11 protein-coding genes are annotated in these 17,209 nt (G+C 41.1%); 9 read left to right on the top strand and 2 right to left on the bottom strand.

The window, feature by feature from the left end:
* Positions 1 to 6,005, bottom strand: a 6,005-nt coding sequence (locus JMN12_RS10120) for a gliding motility-associated C-terminal domain-containing protein (protein ID WP_203138976.1), incomplete at its 3' end; no start/stop codon positions are given.
* Positions 6,006 to 6,462: 457 nt separating this feature from the next.
* Here JMN12_RS10120 and JMN12_RS10115 point away from each other — a divergent pair.
* Genes JMN12_RS10115 through JMN12_RS10095 form a run of 5 tightly spaced genes read left to right on the top strand, consistent with a single transcriptional unit; the run spans position 6,463 to position 11,970 of the window.
* Positions 6,463 to 6,849: an START-like domain-containing protein gene (locus JMN12_RS10115; protein WP_034555255.1), complete on the top strand. Its 387-nt coding sequence runs from the start codon at positions 6,463 to 6,465 to the stop codon at positions 6,847 to 6,849.
* A gap of 40 nt (positions 6,850 to 6,889) precedes the next feature.
* Complete coding sequence (locus JMN12_RS10110) at positions 6,890 to 7,729, top strand: aminotransferase class IV (RefSeq protein ID WP_203138975.1); 840 nt, start codon at positions 6,890 to 6,892, stop codon at positions 7,727 to 7,729.
* 55 nt (positions 7,730 to 7,784) lie between these two features.
* Positions 7,785 to 8,543: a hypothetical protein gene (locus tag JMN12_RS10105; protein ID WP_203138973.1), complete on the top strand. Its 759-nt coding sequence runs from the start codon at positions 7,785 to 7,787 to the stop codon at positions 8,541 to 8,543.
* Complete coding sequence (tilS, locus tag JMN12_RS10100; RefSeq protein WP_203138971.1) at positions 8,515 to 9,780, top strand: tRNA lysidine(34) synthetase TilS; 1,266 nt, start codon at positions 8,515 to 8,517, stop codon at positions 9,778 to 9,780. The genes JMN12_RS10105 and tilS overlap by 29 nt, the downstream gene beginning before the upstream one ends.
* A 51-nt stretch (positions 9,781 to 9,831) precedes the next feature.
* The gene (locus JMN12_RS10095; RefSeq protein WP_203138961.1) at positions 9,832 to 11,970 is read left to right on the top strand and encodes a heparinase II/III family protein; all 2,139 of its coding nucleotides are present in this window, start codon (positions 9,832 to 9,834) and stop codon (positions 11,968 to 11,970) included.
* Between the two features lie 207 nt (positions 11,971 to 12,177).
* Here JMN12_RS10095 and JMN12_RS10090 read toward each other — a convergent pair whose 3' ends face one another.
* Positions 12,178 to 12,567, bottom strand: coding sequence for a hypothetical protein (locus tag JMN12_RS10090; protein WP_203138959.1), 390 nt, complete (start codon positions 12,565 to 12,567; stop codon positions 12,178 to 12,180).
* Positions 12,568 to 13,081: 514 nt separating this feature from the next.
* Here JMN12_RS10090 and JMN12_RS10085 point away from each other — a divergent pair.
* From JMN12_RS10085 to JMN12_RS10070, 4 genes are all read left to right on the top strand, one after another.
* Positions 13,082 to 14,452, top strand: coding sequence for a TolC family protein (locus tag JMN12_RS10085; protein WP_203138957.1), 1,371 nt, complete (start codon positions 13,082 to 13,084; stop codon positions 14,450 to 14,452).
* Between the two features lie 123 nt (positions 14,453 to 14,575).
* Positions 14,576 to 15,556 (top strand): HlyD family secretion protein, encoded by a 981-nt coding sequence (locus JMN12_RS10080; RefSeq protein WP_009419600.1) that lies wholly within the window; start codon positions 14,576 to 14,578, stop codon positions 15,554 to 15,556.
* A complete protein-coding gene (locus tag JMN12_RS10075) occupies positions 15,553 to 16,014 on the top strand; it encodes a GNAT family N-acetyltransferase (protein ID WP_203138955.1) in 462 nt (153 codons plus the stop codon). Before JMN12_RS10080 ends, JMN12_RS10075 begins: the two co-directional genes overlap by 4 nt.
* Before the next feature lie 62 nt (positions 16,015 to 16,076).
* The coding region (locus tag JMN12_RS10070) for an RNA-binding domain-containing protein (protein WP_203138953.1) at positions 16,077 to 17,209 on the top strand (1,133 nt) is incomplete at its 3' end.

Below are 17,209 nucleotides of genomic sequence, written 5' to 3'. Positions count from 1 at the left end.
CTGCTGCAATTACCTGGGTTCAACTTCTCACAAATTTGATATACAATCGTATATGTACCTGCTGGAGTGTTGTTAGGCACGGTAATCTTACCTGTATGGGTGTCAAGCGTTGGCGTAGCGGTGCCGGGGGCTTTTGGCGTTGCAGGGGTGACTACACCTATAGTTACCGTGTGGGTTGTAGTGGTAGCGGTGCCAATATGGTCGTTATCAATTACTGACTTGGTGCTGGTACCTGTAGTTAAGGTAAAGGTATCTGGTGATGCGGTAATCGTTGGAGTTGCTACTACGATAGTAGCAGTAGCTGTATCACAAGCGGCAACTGCTGCAAGCGTAGTACAAATACGGTAGCCTATTTGATAAGTACCCGACTTAGTACCTGCTGGTACAGTAATAGTACCATTGCTATTGAGAGTAGGTGTAGCGCTGCCGGTTGCCCCTACTGCAGGGGTAGTAACCGTTAAGCTGACCGTACTTGTAGTAGCAGAGCGCGTGTTTGCCTTGTCGTTAGTGAGTACCGTTTGGGTAGTGGTGGTAGCTATAGCTCCGTGAGTTACTGTAATTGTTTCACTATTAGCCTCTACACTTACAATAGTAATTGTAGTAGTTTTAGTAGTGGTATTGCCAAAATTATCTTTAGCGGTATAGGTAACTGTTACAACAGTAGCCTCGCAAAGGTTGGCAGGTTTCACACTCTCATAGTTATGAGTAAGGGTCGCGATGGTAGCACAAGGTGCACTAACAGTAGCTGTAGCTGCTTGTTGCAACCAATTGCTGATAGCAGTGGTTACATTAGAATCCTTACAACTTACTACTAAGGTAGGTGATACAGTAAGCGCAGGTGCAGGTACCGCTTTCACCAATACCGTTACTGTTTGAGTAGCCTCGCAACCGTTGGTGCGTTTTACTACTAAGTTATAAGTAACGGTTAGCGCACTGCTAAGTGGAGCTCCCGTATAAGCAAAGGTAGGGGTAGGCGTATTGATGTTATTTAAGTAACCCAATGCATTTGCTGGACTTACCGCCTTCCACTCGTAGCCCGCATAAGCAGGTGCTTGTGTACTATATTGGAAGGTTACGCTATCGGTAGCACAAGTAGTAAGGCTATTCACCAATCCGTTAATCTCGGTAGGAGCCGTTACTTTAGTAGCTACATCACCGCAGAGGCATACATTATCTTCATTTTTGAGTACCAAGAGCAAGCGACATACTTTATTTTGGTCTGCTAAATAGTCAAAACTTCTTTCAGGTGAAGTAACTCCTTTGTTCAAAGTTTCGGTAGCGGTATAGGTAGTGAGCTTAGTGTCGCCGCTATCTACCTGACCGTTGTTATTAGCATCGTAATAAAGGCTTGCCACTACAGGACGCGCAGTAAGTGTAGCTGAAGCGGTAGCTGCATTGGTTACCTTATATTTAATAGTAAGTTTTTCTTTACCGCTTTGAGGTACAGTAGTAACTTTAATATCTTTAAATGAGAGTTCAGGGCGATCGTTTTTCACTTGTATTGTTCTTTCGAGCGAAGTACCTACCGTTAGTGCAGGACAAGTACTTGGAGGTGGTAAAAGACTACAAGTTACGCCTGTAACCGTATCGGTAGTGAATGCTTTTAGGATTTTAGGAGTACCACAATCTATAAGTGTATTAGTTTTTTGTACTATCTTAATACTCAACTCAAAGAACTGTCCGTTTGACATTCCAGCAGGAATATCTAATACTAATTCACTACCACTGGCTAAAGTGCGTTCTTCAGCTTGTTTTCTGACTGGATTAGACCAATGTGCTCCAGGCCCGTAAGGTGTTCTATTAAAGCTATTTAAATAAGAAGGTGCTAACTGATAGCCCTCAGGGATGGTAAATCTCAAACGGGCGTTACTACCCATTGCAAAAGTTGGGTCGCTACTGTTTACTGTTACCCTTGTTTTATAAACTACCCCCGAATCGCATTGGGTTCCATTACCACTTACATAGGTAAGAGGATCAAGGGTAATATTATATTTATTAACATTTACGCCAGCGATACCCGCAATGATAGCACGGCTTTTATCGCCAGAAGCAGGGTTGCTACAGAGGTCATTGCCTTCAATATCAATATCAAAAGAAGAACCAGCTGAGAAATCACAATCGGGCATTACCTTAAAGGTAAGTTTGAGCTGACGATTAGCAGCTATTGTTGGCTCTGATAGTGACCCTGGCAAGCTACCTCCTGGCAAGATGGCACTAATATCAAAGGTATGTTTACTACCTGTGATAGTATGTCCTATTTTTTTACCATTTACAGGGGTAGTAGTATTATATTTAACACCACTACCAAGCGGATATTCCACTTCTATATCGTGGAAAGTAATACCAGCTGCTTGTGTAACTACCAATTTAGCGTCATAAATATCCCCTTCATCGGCACTATTGATAATATAACTATAAGGTGTTTTAGCACACATAGAAATACTACCTACTTTGTTAGGATCGTGATAACCAGGGTTAGAAGGGTCGGCTGCTATTTCTTTTTTGCTTTTAGCTATCGAAATATTATAGGTGATAGATTTATCGCTACAAGTGCTTTTATAGCCACCAATAGGGTTTCCGTTACAATTCCAACCCGCGTATACTTTTAGCGCGTAGTTAGCATTGCAGTTGGTAATCTTGTAATTTACCTTAAAATAACGAGTGGCATTTTTAGCAATCGTACCAGGTGCACCTCCTTGGTTTAAGAAGAACATCTTTTCGCCCGAAATGCTAGTTTGGGCAGTATAGGTGCGCACGTGATCCCCTACGTTATCTATTTCGGTAAGCGAAAGTATCTCTACCCCTGTAACATCAGGAATAGACACCCAGCTATAAGGAGCATCAGATTGGGTAGAGTTTGCCAAGCTAAAACGCAGATCTTGTTCGCGCTTGTTCACTTTTACCGTTAGTGGGGTAAGAGTGGTAAGGGTTACATCAGGTTTATAGCGGTGGAATACAGCTGTTTGTCCTTCAGGCATTGCATAGGTTCTGACATCAGAGCCTCCTTGTGCTGCGTAATGATAGTAGAAATCTTCGTATTGTATTTCCGATTTCACCAGCATATTATTAGCTTTTGATTTTGTAAAGTTATCCCACACTTTAGTTTTGCAGGTAGCTTGTAAGGCTGTTTTGATGTAGCTATCGTAGAAGTTTTCTACTGATATTTCACCCGCAGGCAAGTGCCCTAGCTGTCCTTTAGCAGGGTTTATATAGGTATAGGTTTTATAGGTACCGTCATCTGACACCAAAGTAAGGACAAAAGGAATAGGTGATGATTCTGTACCATACTTTTGTCGGTATACATAGGTTGGATTAGCTACGTAATTCATTGAACTCGGTATCTTAAAGGTCAGTTTTTTTATCAAACGTGATGGACGGAACTCATCGAGGAAATAGTTACCTCCTGAATCAAACCGACGTCCTGCAAACACTTGGTTACTTGCTCCTATAGCTGCTGGGGTACAACCATCTACATAATAGGTGTTAGTATTGAGGTGGCTCCACAAGTTGGCGTAAAAGAAAGTAGCATATAGGTTTACCCCACAGTGTTTTTGGGCTATATGATAGCCTTGTGCGTTAAGAGCTGTATCGGTAGCTGGATTATCTAAGCGATAGAAGAAGTTTTCACCACCTGATTCTATGTCGTGAGAACTGGCTCTATCGGTATCGCTATTATTAGTAACCTGATAGGTAGCTACTACCGTAAAAGTACCGTTAGCAGGGATGCCTCCTGTAGGTAGTGCCGAAGTGAGATCCCAGCGGAAATTATCTCTATCGCCTACCGTTGTTTTAATGGCAGTAGTACCCGCTAAAGTAACCGAATGGGTACCCATTGTAAAGACAATTGATTTAGGTTTTAACCCTGGTCGTTTTGAAAAAGAAGCGTGATAATAAAGGTTGTTAGTCGGTACGTTTAGCTCTTTACCGGTAGAAATCACTTCTATATCGTCTAAATACAGTGCACGCTGGCGTTGTAGTTCTGACACTTGGTCGCGGGTTTGGCGTACTGCCATTGTATAATTTTTCCAACCGTAAGAGTTATCAGCACGTTCTATCTTAGTGCTAAGCATCGTAGGGCCATCTACCGTACAAGAAGTAGTACAAACGGTATTAATCACCGTACTATTACATACATAAGGTATTTCAGAATAGGTATTGGTAGCTCCATTTTTATCTAAATACGAAACACTATAATCTATACTAGCATTGGTACCCGAACAGTTAGTTAGTAGTATATCAAAAGTGATATAACCATAAGCTGTAGTAGTTGTAGTATAAGTAAGTTCTCCTCCTACTGACACATTACCTAAAGAGGTGGGTGCTTCGGTAGCTGTACCGTATTTAAATCCTTTGTGAAACTTCACATTTTTAAGTTCTATTCCAGAAGGTAGTTTTATTTTGTATTTATACAAACGAGGATTTTGAAGAGAAGCACCTCCTTTAAGGCGTTGGTTATGGGTGTAGCCCGAAACATTGAAGTTGGCTATAAGATAACCTTGTTTAGATACATTTTCTACCAATTGCTTAGGAAAATAGGAGCCGTCAGACACTCCATTTACAAAACGTTCAAAAGTCTGTTCGTGCAGATAGGCACCCCCATTATCTCCAGGGACGCCACAAACATTTTCACAGTACATTTCAGAACTTGGGTTGATAAGGAATTCTTTAAAACCTGAAGATAAACAAGTAATACCGTTATTCTTTACATAGTCAAAACGAAGAGTAAAGCCTGCACTCTTTTTTAATTCATCGCGATAGCCATCGCCATCTTCATCAGTAAAACCTATATTTTTGCTGCCATAAGTAGCGTGAGTAGCCAACAGTTCAGGCATATTGTCAAAACTGATAGTTACAGCTTGATTAGCAACCGGTTGACTAATAGCTGTCGCAGGAATGGGAATCTCTTTTTCCACTCCTCCATCAGTATATACTAAGCGGAAGTTAGTAGGTTTATGCGAACGAAAAACACCTATATGTCGTTCAAAAAGTTTAATTCTAATCTTAGAAGCGGTAGGGTTCAACCCTGTACCTATGTTATGATATCTAACCGTATAAGTACCTAATTTATTGCCTGAAAGCCCATCGCCCCAAGTAAAATAGGTGTTGTTAGAATTATTTCTATCTAAATCAATTAACGGCTTACCTGAATCGATATTGAGGGTTTTACTGGCTACTGGACTACTCTCAAAGAGGTTATTAGAGGCTACACCCCAATAGGCGTAGTACATTATTTGTCGCCCACTGGTACAACCTGTAACGGTATAGTTTTCGCGTATCTTCACACTTTGCCCTTTAGCCAAATGTATCGCAGGTGCTTTGTACAAGGGTTTGCCTGCATTAGGGAAACCAGTAGGTACCGTACCTACCTGAGTGAGTGCAGTATAAGTACCACTTCCTATTTTATAGGCTACCGAATTGCCTGTTACTCCTGAGGGATAAGCAATAGAAAAGTACACATCACGCACTATTCCATTCCCTGTATTTTGAATTTCATATTCTTTGTTGTGTGTTCCCGCCGCATTCCCTTGTGTTCCTTCAGGTTGTTGTACTGTAAGGGTAGGACGTGGTAAATTGTAACCTTGTGTATTTTTAGCGGGCGGATTAGTAGAGACACCACCAATGGTAAGCACAGCTTCATCAAACAAACCTGTAGCAAGTTCAGAATTAGTAAGCACAGCTTTAGTAGCCTTACGCTTTAAGCTTACTACTACAGTAGCTCCACCAGCAGCATTGATAGTAAATACTGGTTTATTGGCATTAGTAGAGCCCGCTTTGAGAGCTATAGTGCCCCCCGTAGCCGCCACAGAACCAGAGATATACTCAATACCAGCTGCAAGTCTTACCTCCAACTCACCTGTAGTTTTACCTGCAGGCATATTGAAAGTAATAGTGAGTGTACCTACCGAAAAATCAGCATTATTAGCAAAATGTACAGGGCTCTGAGGAATAATCCCACTGATAACCTGCCCTGTTACTACTATTGGAAGAATTAAAAGGGTAAACATTACCCACTTAAAAAAGATTTTTGACATCATTTGTCGATCCATTGGTTTTATTAATTTCTATTTAATAGAGATATTGATATGTTATTGAAAATATTGTTGTTGGATATAAAACATAATAAGCGGGCGCAAAAGTATAACTTTTTTGATAGAACACAAATCTTTTTGTGAATTTTTTTTCCAAATTAAATTTTTATATTCATTTTTAAATATTTAACATTTTTACAATCTATTTTTAAAGTCTAAAAACACCTGTTTTTTTAAAGTTTTTTGCTTCTGTTATTCGTCGTAATTCTTTTAAATATTAGTGACTGAGAATAAAAATATTACATTCATAACAAGTGTTAAAAGAGAGTAAAAACTTTTAGTGTTATAATTTGACTTCTAACAACTAACTCTTTCTAAATTTTGCTATTTCAAAAAAATGTTGTACTTTGCGCCCAATAAACTGCTATCATCTATGCAAACAAAAGAAAAATATCAATTGGAAGTGACTGTAAATGCCTCTCCTCAACTGATTTACCAGTATATTGCTACCCCCGCCGGACTCGCATCGTGGTATGCCGATGATGTGCGTGCTAACGAGGATACCTATACTTTTGTGTGGAATGGCATTGAAGAAACTGCCCAACTACTACGCCAAAAATTAGATGACCACATCCGCTTTCATTGGAAAGAAGATGAAGAGGCTGCTACTTATTTTGAAATTAGAATTAGAGTGAACGATCTCACTCAAGAGGTTTCTCTCGCCATTACCGATTTCGCTCCCGCCGATGAAATTGAAGAAGCTAAACAATTATGGTTAATGCAAATAGCCGACCTCAAAGCTAAAATAGGAGCTGTTTAAATATTAGCTTTCAAGTGTTAAGTATTAGCAACAAATAACAATGAAGATCAATTATAACGGTAATATTATCGGTGAGAATGACCCTATTCTCACCATCCACAACCGCGCTTTTCGCTATGGCGACGGCGTGTACGACATTTGTAAATACAGCTACCAAAAACTCATCTTTTGGGAAGAACACTACCTCCGACTAATGGCCGGAATGCGCATTTTGCGTATGAATATCCCAATGAGCTTTGCTATGGAATTCCTCGAAGAAGAAATTCTCAACCTCATCAAAGCCAATGGTATAGAAATTAAACCTGCAAAAGTGCGATTGAGCATCTTCCGCAAAGAGGGAACTTCTAATGAAATTGACTATCTCATCGAAACCAAAGTTATTGAAAACCCTTTCTACGTACTAAATGAAGAACCCTACGAGGTAGAACTCTTCAAAGATTTCTTCGTACAACCCGACTTGCTTGCTAATGTAAATCACCTCAACCGCAACGCAAATGTATTGGGGCGCATTTTTGCCGACGAAAATGACTATCATAATTGTATCTTGCTCAATAGCAACAAGAGTATTGCAGGAATGCTCGACGGCAATTTGTTTGTAGTAAATGGCAATACCCTCAAAACCCCTGCTCTCACCGATGGCGCTCTCAATGGTATCACCCGCAAGATGCTCATCAAAACCCTTGGTAAAACCAAAGATTACGAGGTGGTAGAGACTTCTATTTCGCCTTTTGAACTCCAAAAAGCCGATGAGCTTTTCTTTACCAATAGCATTGTGGGGATACAGCCTATTCGCCAATATAGAAAAAAAGCGTATCCTTGTGAGGTAGCAAAAAGTTTGATAGGAAAATTGAATACCAGTGCGAGGTTTGGGGTTAGTTAAGAGATAAGAGGTAAGAGGTAAGAGATAAGTTAATGAATTTAATTGTGAGTTGTATATGAAAAACATCGTCTTAATACTCTGTAGCATTCTAACACTCAGTGTATCAGCTCAAAAATCTATTACTGTTACGGGGGAATTTAAAGAAGATTTTATTACAAAAGAACCTTCTAAGCAATTGCGAAAAACACTTTTTGTATTGGAAAAAGGCGACATATACTTTCCTGAGGGAATGCTATTTGACCGAATGTATTTCTTAAAACTTTCTACTAAAGATGCTAAAAAATTAGGCGCAAAAGTTATTTTGATTTATCCTTTTTTTGATAGAGAAATCACCTTTATATACAACACTCCCATCACTTTAGAATTGCTTCCTATCCCTAATCTGCCTGATTGCTACTACAGCAAAAAGGCTTCTTGTGATCAAAAGTCTTCTACTTATCCTCAAAACTTATCTCTTTCAACAATGAATAAAATCAAACAAGTAGAAGTTTTTTCAGTAGAGAATTTTGAAAGAAACGACTATGATTTTCGCGATCTTCCTGAGTGGATTGAAGCTTTAGACAATGACAAGAAAGTACCTATCACTCGAACTCGAAGACTTTATCTCACCGATGACACTGAAAGGACTGAAGAAGAGCTTGATATGATTGCACTTTCAGATTTAGCTAAAATGAAAATGAAAAATGTAAAGTATTTTTTCGGAGATATAGTACCCTTAGCAGAAAACCCCACTAAAAAGGATTGGCAACAGTGGTGGAAGAAACTAATGTTGATAAAACTACCCTATGAACACCCTAAATCAGCTAAAAAATAAAAAGATACTCCTCGCTATTAGTGGCGGTATTGACAGCGTGGTACTCACGCATTTGCTACATTCTCACGGTACTGAATTATTGTTAGCCCACTGCAATTTCCAACTGCGGGAGGAGGAAAGCGACGGCGATGAGGCTTTTGTGCACGACTTTGCTAAAACGCTCGGTATCCCTCTGGAAGTAAAGCGTTTTGACACTCATCAGTACGCCATAGCACACCAACTCAACACCCAATTGGCTGCCCGCGAGTTGCGCTATGAGTGGTTTTATGAGCTTTTGGAAACACATCATTGTGATGCCCTTGCTACGGCACATCACGCCAACGATAATCTCGAAACTTTTTTGATAAACCTCTCTCGTGGCAGTGGCTTGGACGGACTGTTGGGCATCCCGCAGCAAATCGATAAAATTGTGCGTCCGCTACTGCAATGGTCACGCCAACAGATATACGATTATGCTGAAGCGCATCGACTACAATGGCGTGAGGACAGCAGTAATTCGAGCAATAAATACGTGCGGAATGTTATTCGGCACGAGATTATCCCACAAATGGCAGCGGTGCACCCTAATTATTTAGAGAATTTCAACCAGACGCAGGAATATTTACATCAATCAGCGCGATTTATTGATTTTTATATAGAAGAATGGAGAAAATCTTGTTTTAGCCCTCGACCCCAAGAAGGGGGACTATCCGTTCCTATTGCCATAGATACCGAAAAACTACAAACAGCCCCCGAAATAGATTTGGTACTTCACAAACTCTTCTATCCTTATGGTTTTGGCAATGTAAAAGACCTAAAAAATCTCCTCTTCAATGCCGAAGCGGGCAAACAACTCCTTTCGGCTACTCACTCTCTCGTGAAAGATAGTAAAGGAGCGTGGCTAAAAGAACTCACTGCTGAAAGTCTTCCCCCTACACTTACTTATGAGGAACTCTCTCCTCCATTCCACATCACCAAAGGCGACCCAAATATAGCCTTTATCGATGCCGATAAACTCACCGCACCCCTCACTCTCCGACAAAAACAAACAGGTGACTTTTTCTATCCCATAGGTTTAGGAGTAAAGAAGAAACTCAGCAAGTTTTTTATCGATGAAAAATACAGTCAGGTAGCACGTGAAAACCAATGGTTATTATGCAGCGGAGAAGATATTGTATGGGTTATAGGCAAGCGTTTGGACGATCGTTTTAAAATTACTGAAAACACTCAAAGAATTCTGAAAGTAGTTGTTAGCTAATTTTCAAATTATGTTGTAATTTCGTAGCTTTAGAAAGAAATAATAATCATTATGAAAAAAGTAGTTTTTTTAGCGTTGTGTATGTTCACTATAGCGTCTTGCCGAAAAGATAGTGACCCCGCTGTTCCTGAACATATTATCGGGCAAATTCGACCAGAACACCCGCGCCTATTCCTTACCAAAGAGGACATACCCGCAATCAAGAATCGAGCACAAACCTCTAACTTAGAGTATTTTAATCAGACTAAAAAGGATATGGATAAGTTCATAACAGAACCTTTTCACTTTGACAATCCTTTGGTAACAACTCCTTTTGACAACAGTGTGATAGTGAGTAAAATATCACAAGTAGCGATGCTCTACCTCATTACGGAAGACACAAAGTACTTGGATTACGTAAAGAAAACTTTACCTAAAATTGTAGATTATTATCATTTGCGCATTGAGCACAATTTGAATATCGACTGGTACGTGTTTTCACAAATCAGTGTGCTGTGTGCTTATGATTGGGTGTATAACAGCTTGACCCCTGCCGAACGCGAACAAATAGGTCGCCCGCTTTACAATATAATGACCAACATTGCTTGGCACGGCAAAGGGCTCCGACCCGTGCGCAATCGCGAGAATACAGGAGATATTGATACGGGATTTTACGGCACAGCAGGGCTACCCTACTATATAGGTATTGCTTTCCACAACGATGGTTTTGACGATGTACACTGTGAACAGATGTTTAAAAAAGGCTTGGCTTTGAATTGGGAAGTGGTGAATTATCGCCGCAAAATTGCCGATGCCAACGGTGGCCCTGGCGTGATTACGGCTTGTATGGGCTATGCTGTAGCTGCTAATCCTGTGTTTGATTTCAATTTCATCCGTTCTTATCACGCCGCTACAGGAGTAGATATAAAAGGCGAAATGAACTACGTGCTGAAGTATTTGGAATTTATCGACTGGAATCGCTTGCCTAAAAACAAAGAATTTGGACTTGCCGACAGTGCTCATTACGACGGATTGTTACCTGAAGAGGATATCAATTACCACCTCCGCGAAATAGCAACACTCTATGGTAATTCCCCTGATCTGCAACGTCTTTTGGCTGAAATAAACAAAAAACATCACTATGAACGTATGGCTTTTATGCCTTTTTTACAAGAAGTACCCAAAGGTAGCCCCAGTAGCGGACTTTCGGGCAAAGGCACCGTGTATTACAAGGGAATAGGTGAATTGATAATGCGCTCGGGAACAGGTGATAACGATACTTATGCCGTTCTAGTAACAGGTGCGCAGTCTAATTACCACAAACATTTCGACAACAATCACTTTACCATCTACCGCAATGGCTATCGCGCTTTAGATACAGGTACCCGTCCTGAACCCAGTTGGCATCTCTCGCATTACTACCCGCGTACAGTAGCCCATAACTGCATCACTATCAGGATGCCTAACGAACAATTTCCTCTTTATTGGGGCATTAAGGAAGGTGCTGCCAACGAAGCTAAAAATTTGCCCATTCCCAACGACGGCGGTCAATATAAAATGACTGGTTCAATACTGAAAGAAATGCGCACTACCAATGACTACGTGTATGTAGCATCGGATGCTACTGAAAGTTATAACTCTCAAAAAACCAACTTAGTAATGCGCGAATTTATCTACTTCTACCCCGATCTTTTTGTAATTTTTGATAGAGTGAACGCTACCAATAAAAACTATCCTAAAAAATTCTTGTTGCACACTATCAATGAGCCTGTGATGAAAGGAAGTAACGAATTTTCGGAAACCTCACGCGAGGGCAAGATGATTTGCCGCACCCTCTACCCCACCGATGCGGTGCTTACTAAGGTAGGCGGCACTGGCAAAGACTTCTGGTCCGATGGGCGCAACTGGCCACTACCCGTGCTCACCCCTCAAGATTACGGTTACAATATGCGCGCGGCACATATCCCTCCTGACCATCCTGAGCTGGGGCACTGGCGTGTGGAAGTAAGCCCAAAAACCGCTGCCAACGACGATTACTTTATGCACCTGCTCCAAGTGGGCGACCTCAGCCTCTCAAACTTGCCGAACGCCCAAGTGCTGAACCGCCCCACCGCCATAGAAGTACAATTCACCTACAACGGCAAACACTATACTTTAACTTTCGACAAAACAAAAACTTACGGCTGTAGCCTAACAACAACTAAAAAATAAAGAGCCTGTCCAAAAAGTTTTTCTTGAGGGGGCGTTTGCAAAACGCCCCTACATAACACACTCTAAAAGTGATTGATTATCAGGTTTATAGACTTTGTCAAAGTCCCAAAACTTTAACAAAGTCTATGATGCATTTTTAGACTTTTCGGACAGCCTCTTCTTTTAAAATAAAATATTGACCCCCTTGGGAAAAGGAAAAGAGTTTTATTATTTATAAGGCTCGTTATGATTAATATTACCTTGGCGAGGAGCCCACCCCTTATCTAACAGCATATGCCTTATATTTAAATTAACTTTGTTACTCCTCTTAGGATTATTTTCTTCGTATTGTAGCACTATTTCTATTCTCTTTCCTCTATTATTACATGGCAAGCTTTTTGCAATGGCTTCCATAGTAGCTTTGTTGAGTTGGTTGTTCATTATGTTGATTTCTTTGATATTAGGTTGCTCACGCCTATCTTCGTTAAGAATTAATTGAGTAAGAGAGTTATTACTGAGGTCTAATCTCTCTAAGGTACGCAAATGTGAGGCATCTACTGCTTTTATCTTGTTATTGCTTATATTCAAATCTAAAATAACCCCATAAAAGGTAATCACAGGGCTATCTGCTACGAAACTCCTTTCTTTTTCACTATCCCTATCATACTCAATTGCTTCCCCTTCGTCTTGTTGCCCATTGTTGTTAAGGTCTATCCAATTGGCAGAATCGCCTTTAAATTTAAATTTTTCCCCTTTAGAGAGTTGGGTGTAAAGGGTAAGGTAGTCTTTTTCTTCGGTATCGATATTGGGGTTGGTCGCCCAACCTAAGTCGATTGTTTTGATATAGGGGTAGAGCTTGCTGTTAAAAGCATAGTTTTTAGTTTACCCCCGTTCCCTCGTAGCCAGCGAATACTTGGAGCTGGGTATGTGAGGGACAATCTGCAAAAGCGACTATGGGGGACTATTATAGGGGTTAGAAGTCAGTGGTCAGGGTTGTGACACATTTTTTGGTTGCAACCACTAACGACTAAGCTTCTTTTTTAATCTATCTTAAAAACATTCTACTTTATTTATTCTTCTACCTCAGAAAAACGCTGTAATTTTGCCCCGTAGAAATAAAATATTTTCTTTTATGAAAAAATACACTTTACTATGCCTCTTCGCAATAGGGCTAACAGCCTCATTACGAGCGCAATCACTCTCATTTGATGAAGCTCTTAGCCAGATGCATTCAGGCAACCAAAAACTCAAAGGCATCGAAAAACAAACCGAAGCAGCCGATTATAACCGTAAGTCATTCCGTGGGCTCTATCTGCCCCAACTGAGTGTCAATGCGAGCTATATGCACCTCGCCGACCCGCTCTATCTAAATTTCAACGACTATAAAGCACCCATACAAAACGGTTTACAAGGATTCGCAACCCAAGTCCCTGCCCCTATGCGTCCGCTATTTGCCCCACTACTCGGCAGGGTACAACCCCTCTTTGCCCAAGATTGGCGTTATAAGTTCCAAGAGCAGGACATTTGGAAAGTGAGTGCCGATGCCAAATGGGTGCTTTTTGCTGGTGGAAAGGTGCGTGTAGGCAACCGTGTGAGTGCGCTCAACACCGAAATAGCCACCATAGAGAGCAAAAAAACCGAAAATGCCCTCATCAGTGAGTTGGCTGAGCGTTATTTTCAAGTACAGTTAGCCCAAAAAGCGTTGGAAGTGAGAAAACAGTCGTTTGAAACAGCGCAACATCACTATGAAAATGCCCAAAAGCTCGAAAAGAACGGAATGATAGCTTCCGTAGAAACAATGCAAGCCAAAAAAGCTGTTACCGATGCCCAGCGTGAGGTGATGGCTGCTGAAAAGGATATACAATTAGCGCAAACGGCTCTATATGGCGTAATGGGCACTACCGAGCAACCGCTCACAGCCCTCACCACCGAACTCTTTGAGGTGGCACCCCTCCAATCGCTCGAGTACTACCAACAGCAAGCCAAAGAGCACTACCCTATGATTGTGCAAGCCAAACTGAAAGCTCAAATGGCTACTCAAAGCGTAAAAGCGCAACAAGCCGCTTATTTGCCCGATGTAGCCGTAGTAGGCAAAAAGTACTTGTGGAGCGAAAATCTACCCTTAACCGAACCCGATAACTGGGTAGTGGGGGTGGGATTGCAGTGGAATCTCTTCAACGGTTTGCAGGACAAAAACAAAATAGCCCAAGCCAAAGCAATGCGTGAGAGTGTGGAGCTCATCACTGCACAAGCCGAAAAAGACGTACAAACCTTAGTGAAAAAACAGTACACCGAGATTGAAAAGCAACGCGAACAATACCTCAGCTTAGAAGAGAGTTTGCGTTTTGCCGAAGAGCTAGTGCGTGCCCGCGACAAGGCTTTTGCCGAAGGTCTCTCCACCTCCACCGATGTAGCCGATGCCAACCTTTATTTGGCTTCTATTAAAATCAAACGCTACCAAGCCCTTTTTGAAATGGACAAAACTCTCGCTCAGCTCCTCTAAACCTGCGGAATGAGCGATAAATTCAGCGAACAAGCAACAAGGTAGAGCGACACAAATGCTCTTAACATACGTTGGCGCGAGCTTGTAGCTCGTGCCTCTCATAAACTCTTAACTAAATAAACAATGAAAAAGAAAAACATCACCGGTCTTATTGTAACAATCACTGTATTTGCAGTAGTTCTTATTCTTTCTATCTACTTTTTTAGTAACCGCGAACCTGTATATTTGCAAGGACAAGTAGAAGCCAAACAAATCAACGTTGCCCCAAAAGTACCTGGTAGGGTGAAAGCTATCTACAAGCAGGAAGGCGACCAAGTGCACAAAGGCGACCTCCTTTTGGAACTCGAAAGCACTGAACTCGATGCCAAACTCTCTCAAGCCGAAGCGGCACGTTTGGCAGCACAAGCTCAATCCGATAAAGCACAACGCGGTGCTCGTAGCGAACAGATTCAAGGGGCTTACAATGTATGGCAACAAGCCGAAGCAGCTGCCCAGCTCGCTGAGAAAACCTATCAGCGTGTGAGCAACCTCTATAACGAAAAGGTATTGCCTGCTCAAAAGAAAGATGAGGCTTATACCCAAATGGTTGCCTTACAAAAACAAGCCGAAGCAGCCAAATCACAATACGAAATGGCGAAAAACGGAGCTCGTGTAGAGGATAAAACCGCTGCCCGAGCCCTTGTAGCCCAAGCGCAAGGGGTCATTACTGAGGTAAATGCCTATAAAGATGGTGCTAAAGTGTTTGCCCCTGCCGATGCCGAGATACAAACCATTATCCCCAACGAAGGCGAAATCGTGAATGCGGGTTACCCTGTGATGAACCTCATCGATACCCAAGACGAGTGGGTGGTGTTCAACATACGCGAAGATAAAATGGCAGACTTCAAGATAGGCACTAAATTCAAAGGCATCGTACCCGCCCTTGGCAATCAGGAGATAGAGTTGGAAGTAAAACACATCGCCGTACAAGCCGATTTCGCCACTTGGACAGCTACCAAGAGCAAAGGCGACTTCGACAAGAAAACTTTCGCTATCAAAGCCTACCCTACCCAAAAAGTAAAGGATTTAAGACCCGGAATGTCAGTATTAGTAAGTGAAAAATGAGAATAACTGAAGGATTATCAACTAAAGATAAGCAAGCTATTATACATTGGACAAATAGCAAAGGCGCTGATTTCTTGCAACAATGGGCAGGAGATGCTTTGCCCTATCCTCTTACAATGGAAGCGCTCAATGCTTTGTCTCATTGTTTTCGTATTGAGGTAGAGGGTAGTTTTATAGGGATGATTCAGCAAATAAGAGTAGAAGGGAGCAACGTACATATTGGTAGATTTCTTATCAATCCTTCGCTTACAGGAAAAGGATTAGGCACCTCAGCAATGCAGTTATTTATCGCAATGCTTTTTGAGAATAAAAGAGTTCATTCCATTAGCCTAAATGTATTTGACGACAACCCCATAGCTAAAGGTCTTTATACAAAACTTGGCTTTGAAGTAGTGGCTACTATTGAAGGAGAAAGGAAAAAATACAAGATGATGAAAAGTAATCCGGCAATTAACTAATTAGCTTATTGCTAAATTAGCTAATTATCACTATCTTTGTCCTATAAAAACCTCATTTTACAATGATTGAATCCAAAAACATAGAATACAAGCGACAAGTTACCCCCGATTTGGAAAAGGAAGTCGTTGCTTTTCTCAATACAAATGAAGGTGGTTTTATCTATATCGGCATTGATAAAACAGGGAAAACCATTGGTGTTCCTAACCCCGATGCTGTACAATTAGAACTCAAAGACCGCTTTAAAAATAATATTCTCCCCTCGTGTATGGGGTTGTTTGACATTCTTTTAGAAAAACGCGACGATAAGAATATTGTTAAAATCATTGTAGCAGGAGGATATGAAAAACCTTATTACATCAAGAAATACGGGCTTTCAGAAAAAGGGGCTTTTATTCGTATTGGCAGTGCTTCAGAACCTATGCCTTCCCGACAAATAGAAGAGTTGTTTACCAAGCGTACGCGTTATTCAATAGGTAAGATAAAGTCTCCAAAGAAAGATTTACGCTTCCAGCAGTTGCAAATCTATTACCAATCGATGGGTAAAACCCTCAACGAGCAATTTGCAAGAAATTTAGAACTTTTGAATGAAGATGGCGATTACAACTATGTAGCTTACTTAATGAACGATATCAATAATATATCGGTGAGAGTAGCACGCTATGCAGGTACTAACCAAGTTGATTTGATACAGAATGAAGAGTACGGACACGAATCTCTTATCAAAGCAACTCAGCAGGTATTAGACAAACTCAATCTTGAGAACCGCACTTTCACCAAGATAACCTACAAACAGCGTATAGAACGTCGCCTTTGGAATCCTGTTGCCCTTCGTGAGGCTGTGATTAATGCCTTTGTACACAACGATTATACCTATGAAGTAGCCCCTAAGTTCGAGATTTTTAAAGACCGATTGGTCATTACCTCTTGTGGCGGACTTCCCTATGGTATTTCACAAGAAGAATTCTTCTCAGGCACTTCTATACCTCGCAACAAAGAGTTGATGCGCATCTTCCGCGATGTAGAGTTAGTAGAACATTTAGGTTCTGGTATTCCTCGTATTTTGCAGAGTTATCCTAAAGAATCTTTTAAGTTTATGGAAAACACCTTGCGAGTAATCTTTCCTATAGATGAAGATTTACAAGCACTTATGGAAGAAGAAGCGCAAGATACCATGCAAGTACCCCCCAAGTACCC

It is taken from the genome of Capnocytophaga genosp. AHN8471 (assembly GCF_016806945.1).
Lineage (GTDB): Bacteria > Bacteroidota > Bacteroidia > Flavobacteriales > Flavobacteriaceae > Capnocytophaga > Capnocytophaga periodontitidis.
The sequence above is the reverse complement of the archived record's forward strand: the minus strand, read 5'-3'. Positions and strand labels throughout refer to the sequence as shown.

What these genes read in the sequence shown, in the direction of transcription:
- JMN12_RS10105 (WP_203138973.1), top strand. Translation starts at nt 7,785, where the DNA reads ATGAAAAACATCGTCTTAATACTCTGTAGCATTCTAACACTCAGTGTA.
- JMN12_RS10080 (WP_009419600.1), top strand. Translation starts at nt 14,576, where the DNA reads ATGAAAAAGAAAAACATCACCGGTCTTATTGTAACAATCACTGTATTT.
- JMN12_RS10110 (WP_203138975.1), top strand. Translation starts at nt 6,890, where the DNA reads ATGAAGATCAATTATAACGGTAATATTATCGGTGAGAATGACCCTATT.
- JMN12_RS10075 (WP_203138955.1), top strand. Translation starts at nt 15,553, where the DNA reads ATGAGAATAACTGAAGGATTATCAACTAAAGATAAGCAAGCTATTATA.
- tilS (WP_203138971.1), top strand. Translation starts at nt 8,515, where the DNA reads ATGAACACCCTAAATCAGCTAAAAAATAAAAAGATACTCCTCGCTATT.
- JMN12_RS10085 (WP_203138957.1), top strand. Translation starts at nt 13,082, where the DNA reads ATGAAAAAATACACTTTACTATGCCTCTTCGCAATAGGGCTAACAGCC.
- JMN12_RS10115 (WP_034555255.1), top strand. Translation starts at nt 6,463, where the DNA reads ATGCAAACAAAAGAAAAATATCAATTGGAAGTGACTGTAAATGCCTCT.
- JMN12_RS10095 (WP_203138961.1), top strand. Translation starts at nt 9,832, where the DNA reads ATGAAAAAAGTAGTTTTTTTAGCGTTGTGTATGTTCACTATAGCGTCT.